We start from the raw sequence: 6,954 nt of genomic DNA, 5'->3' as shown, positions 1-6,954 counted from the left end.
TGGCCGTCCAGCAGCGCATCATCGAGACATACCGTGCCGACGGCCGGGATCGCGGCGATCTGCTCTCGATGCTCCTGGCGACGGGCGGCCCGGACGGAGCCCTGACCGACGCCGAAGTGACCGACGAACTGATCACCCTGTTCCTGGCCGGTACCGGCACCGTCAGCGCGTCTTTGGCCTGGGCGCTGCACGAGATCTCCCGCCGCCCCGACATCCAACGGCGGATCCATGACGAACTCGACGCCGTTCTCGCCGGGCGGCCCCCCGGCTTCGAGGATCTTCCCGCGCTGGTCTACACCCGACAGGTGCTGACCGAAGTGCTGCGGCTGCATCCGCCGTCGTGGCTGCTGATGCGCCGCGCGGTGCGGCCGGTCACCCTCGGCGGCGTACGGCTCTCCCCGGGCGCCGAGGTGTTCTTCAGCCCGTACGCCCTGCATCGCGATCCGCAACTGTACGAGAACCCGGATGACTTCGACCCCGAGCGCTGGTCGCACGACGCCGCCGCGAAGGCGCCGCGGCACACCTATCTGCCCTTCGGAGCAGGCAGCCGGCTGTGCATCGGGGAAGAGTTCGCCTGGACCGAACTGACCCTGGCGCTGGCCGCGTTCACCGCTCACCGGCGCCTGACACCGGCCGGCTCCGACCCCGTGCGGGCCCTGGTCGGCACCGTCCTGCGCCCGGACCGGCTGCCGCTCACCGCCCATGCCCGCCCGTCCTGATGCGCACGGCCTCCCACACCTTCCTCCACACGCCTGTCCCTCCCCTTGCTGCCAGGAGCCGCACATGCCAGCACACGCACAGACGTCAGGTGACGGACCGCAGCCCGGTCGACTACGGGACCGGGTCGCCCTGGTGACCGGCGGCGCCTCCGGGATCGGCGCCTCGTGTGCGCGGCGACTGGCCGAGGAAGGCGCCGTGGTGGTGGTCGCGGACCTCGATGAGGATGGTGCGACCCGGGTGGCCCGGCAGATCACCGCAGCCGGTGGTACCGCCCTGTCCCGCCGCATCGACGTCACGGACCCGGACAGCGTCACCCGCGTCGTCACGGAAGCCGCCACCTTGCGCGACGGCCTGCAGATCGCGGTCAACAGCGCCGGAATCAACGGCCCCCTCAGCCCCCTGGCCGAACTCCCGCCCGCCGACTTCGACACCGTGATGAGGGTGAACCTGTACGGCGTCTTCCACACGATGCGCTGCCAGCTCCCCGCGATGGCCGCCACGGGTGGCGTCATCGTCAACCTTGCCTCCATAGCGGCACAGTCGGGCTTCCGAGGGCACGCCGCCTACGCAGCCGCCAAGCAGGGTGTCCTCGCCCTGACCCGGACCGCGGCGCGCGAATACGCCGACCACGGCATCCGGGTCGTGTCGGTGTCACCAGGCATCGTCGACACCCCCATGGTCACCTCGCTACCGCCCGGAGCCACCGACGGCCTCCTCACCGCCGTCCCCCTACGGCGCACCGCGCAGCCGACCGAAGTCGCCGCACTCATCGCGTTCCTGGTGTCCGACGACGCCTCGTACGTGACGGGCAGCGACCATGTTGTCGACGGCGGCTACCTGGCCAAGTAGCCGATCGGACATGTGCGGGAAGTTACGGCGGCAGCTGGGCAGCTGGGCAGCTGGGCAGCTGGGCAGCGGGGAGCCGGGCAGGCCGCGGCCTGTGCCCTCCGCGTCACGGCCACGTCAGAGAGGTCACGGAGCAATGCGAAAACCCTCATGCCTTCGGCTCGAACAAGGCTGAAGCTTGTCCGAAAATGGATCGTGTCAGTGCTTGATCCTTTGTACCGTCAGAAAACTACTGAACGGGGGGATCTCCATGATTCGTCGTGTTTCACTGGCCGCCGCTGCGTGTGTGGCCGTTGGTTTCTCGCTTCTCACTGTTCCGGCTCATGCGGCTGGAGCCGAGGCGCCGTCCACCCACGCGTCGCAGAAAGTGATGTCGGGGTCGGACCATGTCAAGTGCACATCCTTGAGCAAGGGGCAGCTCTGCATCGCCATGAACAGTCGGCCCCAGTCCATCGATGTCTTCTACACCAAAAAGGGTGGCTCGGACATCAAGGCGCAACTCGGGTACCGCATGTCCGGCTCGTCGTCGTACGACAGGCTGGAGACCATCAGCGACGGCGACCGGGCCACCAGCACCTGGAAGATGAGCTGGCCCTGCAAGAAGGCCGTTGGCCTGATCAAGGTCAGGGGGCAAGGGACCTTCGAAACCCCGCCGGCGACGTTCCCGGGCTGCTGATGCGGTAGCACAGGACAACAAGGGGGAAACCCCCCAGGGGCCCGCCAGGAGCGGGCCCCTTTCGCATGTGCGCACGCGCCCGCCGGGCAGCTCCCACAGGCCCCGCGTCGAGCGACCGAGCAGCACGCGCCCGCGCTCGTCTCCTCTTGGTGGTGTGGTCATTGCGCTGCCTCCTTGGTGGCGGTGTGCGGCGTGGGTAGCCGCCAGGTCAAGGCGTCCTGCCCGCGGCCGGCGCTCACCCGCTGTTCGCCGTCGGGCTCAAGATCGAGCCGGTAGACCTCTGGCTCGCCGGCGGCCCGCCATCGGACGGCCACCTGGTGGATCTCGGCCCAGATGTCCCGCGGACCGCTGGCCGTGACCGCCCATGTGCCGAGGCCGTCCGGGCGGGCGATCATCCAGGAGCCGCAGTCGGGAGCGCCGATCACCACGTCGTCGACGCCCCTGTGCCGTACCAGGCCCGGGTGTAGGGCGTCCAGCGCGAGCCAGAAGCCGCGGGCCTCATCCGGCGGCGGGACTTGAGAGGATTGGAAGGCCCGAGCCTCCGTGTCATGAGCAGGCTTCGCTGCGATGCGCTCGCGGAACGCTGCGGACAGGAAGATCTGCTTCCGGCCGTGCCCTGCCCGGTGGGCGAACTCCACTGCCCGCAGGTGCGAGGTGATGCGCCCGTCCGGGCTTCGGGAGATCACCGCCAGTGCGGGCCACGACGGCGACGTGGTCGTGATGTGTGTCAGCAGCCGCCCTTCTGGGGCGAGTTGGGCCACCAACGATGCCGGCACGCGGGGGAGGGCGAACGAGACGAAGATCCGGTCGTACGGGGCGCGCTCCGGCCGGCCGGCCTCACCGCTGCCGCTCACCACGGCGGGCCGGTACCCGAGGGCACCCAACCGAGCCCGTGCGGCTGCCGCGATGTTCTGGTCCCGGTCGAGGGTGACCACTCCGGTATCCCCGCAGATGTGACAGGCCACCGCCGCGGTCACCGCGGCGCCGGTGCCGATGTCGAGCACCCGCTGCCCGGGCCGCAGGTCCAGCTCCTCCAGCAACGAGGCGGTCAGACTCAGCACGGTCGACATGGAAGTGATCGCCCCGCCCGACCGGGCACGGCCGGTCCGGCCCAGGAGAGGTTCCCCGTCGTGCTGGATCGGCACGCTCTCGCCGCCGTACAGCACCGCGAGCAGCTCCGCACGGTCCCCCGGCTTCGACCAGTCCAGCAGGTCCCAGCGCGGCGGACGTTCATCGAGCGTGCTACGCCTCACGTACGCCTGCGGCATCAGCACCTCGCGCGGCAGCGCGAGCAGGGCCTCGCGCACCGGGCCGGCGCCGAGGGCACCGGCTGCCTCCAGCCGGGCGACCATCGCCGTCCGAGCAGCCGCCGCTTCACCTGCGGGGCCGGTCGTGGGCTCCCTGCCCCGGTCCCGGTCGGCCGGGCTCTGCCGGGGGAGCGCGCCGCCTTGCGTGCTGGTTCGGTTCGTTCCTCGGCCCGTCTCAGCGGTCATGACCAGCCCATCTCCGTGTAGAGGCGGCCCGCGCGGATGCCATTGATGGCTGCTCGGGTATACGGAACGACCTGCTCGGGGAGCTCTTCGGGATTCCAGAAGCGCCAGCTGATGCACTTGTCGGGTTCCCGGATCTCCGGAGTGCCGGACCAGGACCGGGCCCGGAAGACCATCCCCATCCGCGGGATGTCGCCGGGGGCGTCCACGAGGTGGACGACGTGGGCGAGTTCGACGTCTCCGGGGTCGATCACCAGCCCGGCTTCCTCCTGTGCCTCCCGCACGAGGCAGGTGACGGCGCTTTCGCGCTCGCAGTGGCCCGTGAGGAAGTGGTGCATGGAGGCGGCGTAGGCCGAGTCGGGGTGGCGCAGCCCGAGCAGCACGCGCCCTTCGGTGTCCTCCAGGTAGAGGTGGACGCCGATGACGTTCAGAACGGCCCCGTTCGGCGCGGGCACCCGCGTGCTCGGCGGACGGGGCGCCCCCGCGAGTCCGGGTCCGCCTGATGCCAGGCCGGCGGCCCCGCCTCCGCGTGCGGTGTGGCGCTTCACCAGATCGACGGTTGAGGGGCTGATCCGCAGCCGGGCGAGGACCTCCGGAGCGAACCACGCCAGCATCACGCCTTCGGTCAGGGTGAGGTCGGCAGGGTCGCCGTTCCAGCGGCCCGCGTAGATGGCGATGGAGATCGTCGCGCCGTCGTCGCTGCGTGCTTCCTCGACGGCGAACGGCTCCAGGTCCGGCAGATCGAGGCCGGCCTCTTCCCGCAGCTCCCTGCGGACGGTCTCCTCCAGTGACCGGTCCTGCGCTTCACGGCCGCCTCCCAGGAGCGACCAGGCCCCCGGTTCCCAGATGCCGGGAACGTCATCACGCAGGTGAAGGAGGTACTGCCCGGCGTCGTTGTGGATCAGCGCCGAGGCGTTCACCGGCTCGGCTACGGGGGCAGGTGAGCCGAGTTTGAGCAGCTTTTCGCGCAGGGTCGGCCTGTGGCGTTCGAGATACGCCTCGACAGTGCTGCGGATGAGGGAGCGGCTGGGCGGCATGTCATCACCTCGGAAGCGAGACGAGGGGGAGGAGGGGGAGTCGGCGCCGGAGCGCCGCCGGGCAGGGCGTCCGGCGGAGTTCCACGAGCAGTGCTCACCGGGCCTTCTTGTGCTCACGCGTGTCTTCGCGCCGAGGTGTGGGGAGTCCTGCTGCCGGGGGAAGGGCGATTCCGTACTGGGCGGCCTGCGCCTGGAACATGCCGTGGTACAGGCCACCGGCGGTCATGAGCTGGTCGTGAGTGCCGTGTTCGGCGATGCGCCCGTCATCGAGGACGTAGATGTGGTCGGCGGTGGCGGTCGCGGCGAGACGGTGGGTGATCAGCATGACCCCGGTGCCGTTGTCCGCCACGGACCGCAGGCGCTCGAACGCTTCGATCTCGGCGTGCGGGTCGAGGGCGGAGGTCGGTTCATCAATCAGGAGGAACGGCGCGTCGCGGTAGCGGCTGCGTGCGTTGCCCAGCTTCTGCCACTGCCCACCCGAGAGCTGCACACCGCGTTCATAGCCCTTGAAGACGATGGAGTCCCATCCGTGCTCCAAGCCCTCGATCAGGTCTCCCACATCGGCGGCCTGTGCAGCAGCCTTGACCTGGCTCATGTCCCGCGGGCGGTCCCCGGCACCGATGGCGATGTTCGCGGCGGCCGTCATCTGCCAGTGCGGAAAGTCCTGCGCCAGCAGCCCGATGGAGCCGAAGACCGCTGCCCGGTCGGCCTCGCGTACCTCCACCCGGGCCCCGTCCGTCCCCACCCACCACACTTCTCCGTTGCTGGGCAGCAGCAGCCCGGCCAGGAGCTTGGCCAGCGTGGTCTTGCCCGATCCGTTCGCGCCCACCAGTGCCGTCACCTCGCCCCGGCGCACGGTGACGCTCACCTCGCGCAGCGAGGGCGTGGTCGCTCCTGGGTAGGTGAAGGAGACGTCCTGGACCTCAATGGCCCGCACCGGGGAGGGCAGCGGCGCACCCGTCGTCGGGATGGCGTGCTTCGCGGCCAGCTCGGTGGCCGCCTCGGTGTCGCCGAGTTGCAGCATCTCCTCATACATGCGGTTGACCTGCTGCACGAGGGAGGTGAGCCGGGCGGTGGAGTTACGAATGGCGACCACCGCGGTGCCACCGACCGCCAGCGGCAGTCCGCCGCTGGTCAGCAGCCACCACAGCATCCCGTAGCAGCCCAGGGACGCCAGACCGGAGAACGCGCCGGCGACGAGGTCCGTACGAGCCTGGGCCCGGGCCAGGCGCCGCTGTTCGGTCTCCATCAGCCCCGACATCTCCCCGTACCCGCGCAGCAGCAGCGCGGAGGCCGCGTGCACCCGGATCTCGCCCGCCGCGTGCGGCATGGTCAGGTACTGCAACAGGCTGGCCACTGCCCGGCGGTGGTCGACCCAGTGCAGTCGCGAGATGTATTCCCGCCGGGCGGACCGCACGGCCCCCCAGCCCTTGGGGAGGGCGATGGCCAGCAGCATGGGAAGGAGAGCCCAGTGCAGTGAGACCAGCACGACGGCCGCGGCCACCATGCCGATCACGACGCCGGAGACGCCCACGGACAGGCCGAGCATCCGCCTGGCGGAATCGGTGCCGAACTTCCCGGCCTCCAAGTTCCGCTGCACATCGGGCCGTTCCGTAGCCTCGACCTCCACCCGTGTCACGGCTCGGTAGTACTGGGTGGAGACGGCCCGCTCGACCTGCGGTTCCAGCCGTCCGGACATCGCCGTCGACCAGGCCGACAGCAGCGCCGCCCCCACGGAGACGACCGCCAGCACCAGCAGCGCGGGCAGTGACTGCCGCAGCTTGTCTCCGGTCGGGCCGTCCGTGAACAACTGGTTGAGCACACCATTGACGGCCACCAGGCCGAGCGCGGCCGTCACACCTTGTGCGATCTGCGAGACCACCAGGCCGGTCAGGGCCCGTCGGTCCGCGGTCCACCCGGCACGTAACACCACACCCACCATGCGCGGCAACGCGGCGGCCATCTGCCTGAACCCCATACGGGCGACCGCACCTTCGTGCCCGACGTACGACTGGTCCCAGCGCAGCCGTCCCCCGAACAGCTCGCGTTCCGCCGCCGAGACGCCGCCTGCTTCTGTCTGTCGGCGCTTCATGTTGGTTCCTTCTTCGCGGTCGTGGGGGGGGGGGGGGGGGGGGGGGGGGGGGGGGGGGGGGGGGGTGGGGCGGGCGCAGCGCACCCCCCCAAC

At 70.5% G+C, this 6,954-nt stretch carries 6 protein-coding genes; 3 read left to right on the top strand and 3 right to left on the bottom strand.

Features of this window, described 5'->3' with window-relative positions:
* The 3 genes from ACZ4XD_RS36675 to ACZ4XD_RS36665 all read left to right on the top strand — a co-directional run.
* Window positions 1-719: cytochrome P450 (locus ACZ4XD_RS36675; RefSeq protein ID WP_468049814.1), on the top strand; the 719-nt coding region annotated here is incomplete at its 5' end.
* Between the two features lie 64 nt (window positions 720-783).
* Entirely contained in the window at window positions 784-1,569 is a 786-nt protein-coding gene (locus ACZ4XD_RS36670) for an SDR family NAD(P)-dependent oxidoreductase (RefSeq protein ID WP_468049812.1), read from the top strand.
* Between the two features lie 400 nt (window positions 1,570-1,969).
* Window positions 1,970-2,242: a hypothetical protein gene (locus ACZ4XD_RS36665; protein ID WP_468049810.1), complete on the top strand. Its 273-nt coding sequence runs from the start codon at window positions 1,970-1,972 to the stop codon at window positions 2,240-2,242.
* A 158-nt stretch (window positions 2,243-2,400) separates the two neighbouring features.
* On the opposite strand, the gene ACZ4XD_RS36660 is transcribed toward ACZ4XD_RS36665, so the two are convergent.
* From ACZ4XD_RS36660 to ACZ4XD_RS36650, 3 genes are all read right to left on the bottom strand, one after another.
* Window positions 2,401-3,735 (bottom strand): protein-L-isoaspartate O-methyltransferase family protein, encoded by a 1,335-nt coding sequence (locus tag ACZ4XD_RS36660; protein WP_468049808.1) that lies wholly within the window; start codon window positions 3,733-3,735, stop codon window positions 2,401-2,403.
* Window positions 3,732-4,769: an NUDIX domain-containing protein gene (locus tag ACZ4XD_RS36655; RefSeq protein ID WP_468049806.1), complete on the bottom strand. Its 1,038-nt coding sequence runs from the start codon at window positions 4,767-4,769 to the stop codon at window positions 3,732-3,734. The genes ACZ4XD_RS36660 and ACZ4XD_RS36655 overlap by 4 nt, the downstream gene beginning before the upstream one ends.
* 94 nt (window positions 4,770-4,863) lie before the next feature.
* Window positions 4,864-6,861 carry an ATP-binding cassette domain-containing protein gene (locus ACZ4XD_RS36650; RefSeq protein ID WP_468049804.1) on the bottom strand — a complete coding sequence of 666 codons (1,998 nt, stop codon included), beginning with the start codon at window positions 6,859-6,861 and terminating at the stop codon, window positions 4,864-4,866.
* Window positions 6,862-6,954 lie beyond the last annotated feature (93 nt).

This window comes from Streptomyces sp. NPDC029466 (genome assembly GCF_055574515.1).
This window is presented reverse-complemented; position numbering and strand designations above follow the sequence as displayed.